The following is a 1,174-nucleotide window of genomic DNA, read 5'->3' as shown; positions in this document are numbered from 1 at the left end:
CGGCCATGTCGTGCTCCAGCGCCGGCAGTGCCACCGGCTCGCGCTGCGCCAGCAAGGCCGGAGCGACGGTGGCGTGACGGCAGGCCTCGCCGACCTGCTGCGCCAGATCGTACATATTCGGCGCCATGCGCATGCCGAGCAGGACGGCCGGATTGAACTTCCGGCTTTCGGCATAGGCGACGCCCTTGTCCAGCAGTGCCGATAGGTTGCGCAGATACGGCACGAAGACGCCGACCGAGGCGTCATACATCGAGATCATCACTTCAAAATTCCTCCCAATTCCGTCTCGCCAGCGACTGGCATCTGGTCTAAATCCACGTCCGAAGAGCTGCACAATGACAGCTTGGGCATGGGTGGAGAAGAGATGACCGTTCGATTCCTGTCGGCTTTGGCTGTGGCGTTGCTGGTGAACCTTTCGGCCCATGCACAGCAGCCGGCGCCCTCGCGCCTCGACGAGATCGTCAAGCGCGGCACGCTGCGCGTCGGCATGACCGGCGACTACAAGCCTTTCACCTATCTGGACAAGGCCACGCAGCAGTTCAGCGGCTTCGACGTCGACATGGCGGAGGCCCTCGGCAAGGCGCTCGGCGTCAAGGTCGAATTCGTGCCGACGGCCTGGCCGAAGCTGATGAAGGACTTCGAGGCCGACCAGTTCGACATCGCTATGGGCGGCGTCTCGGTGACGCTCGACCGGCAGAAGAAGGGCTTCTTCTCGATGCCGATCATGCGCGAGGGCAAGACCCCGATCGCGCGCTGCGCCGACGTCGGCAAGTACCAGACGCTCCCTGACATCGACAAGAAGGGCACCCGCGTCATCGTCAACCCCGGCGGCACCAACGAGCGCTTTGCGCGTGCCAACATCAAGGACGCCGACATCACCGTCTTCCCCGACAACACCGTGATCTTCGACGAGATCGCCAAGGGCAATGCCGATTTGATGATGACCGACGCTTCCGAGACGCGCTACCAGCAGAAGCAGCATGCCGGCGTGCTGTGCGCAGTGCATCCGGAAAAACCGTTCGACTTCTCCGAGAAGGCCTATTGGCTCCAGCGCGACATGGCGCTGAAGGCCTTCGTCGACCAGTGGCTGCACATTTCCATGGAGGACGGCAGCTACAGGAAGATCTACGCCGCCTGGTTCGACTAGAGCGTTTTCGAGCGAAGCGGGTAGCGG

The 1,174-nt window shown here is 62.7% G+C and carries 2 protein-coding genes; one reads left to right on the top strand and one right to left on the bottom strand.

Annotated elements, in window-relative coordinates:
* On the bottom strand, positions 1-250 hold a 250-nt coding region (locus tag AC1D00_RS42045; protein ID WP_477014766.1), incomplete at its 3' end, for a DUF1993 family protein.
* A gap of 114 nt (positions 251-364) precedes the next feature.
* Between AC1D00_RS42045 and AC1D00_RS42040 the strand changes: the two genes are divergently transcribed.
* Positions 365-1,147 (top strand): transporter substrate-binding domain-containing protein, encoded by a 783-nt coding sequence (locus AC1D00_RS42040; RefSeq protein ID WP_027542850.1) that lies wholly within the window; start codon positions 365-367, stop codon positions 1,145-1,147.
* Positions 1,148-1,174 lie beyond the last annotated feature (27 nt).

It is taken from the genome of Bradyrhizobium sp. P2_E8, from assembly GCF_056403875.1.
This window is presented reverse-complemented; position numbering and strand designations above follow the sequence as displayed.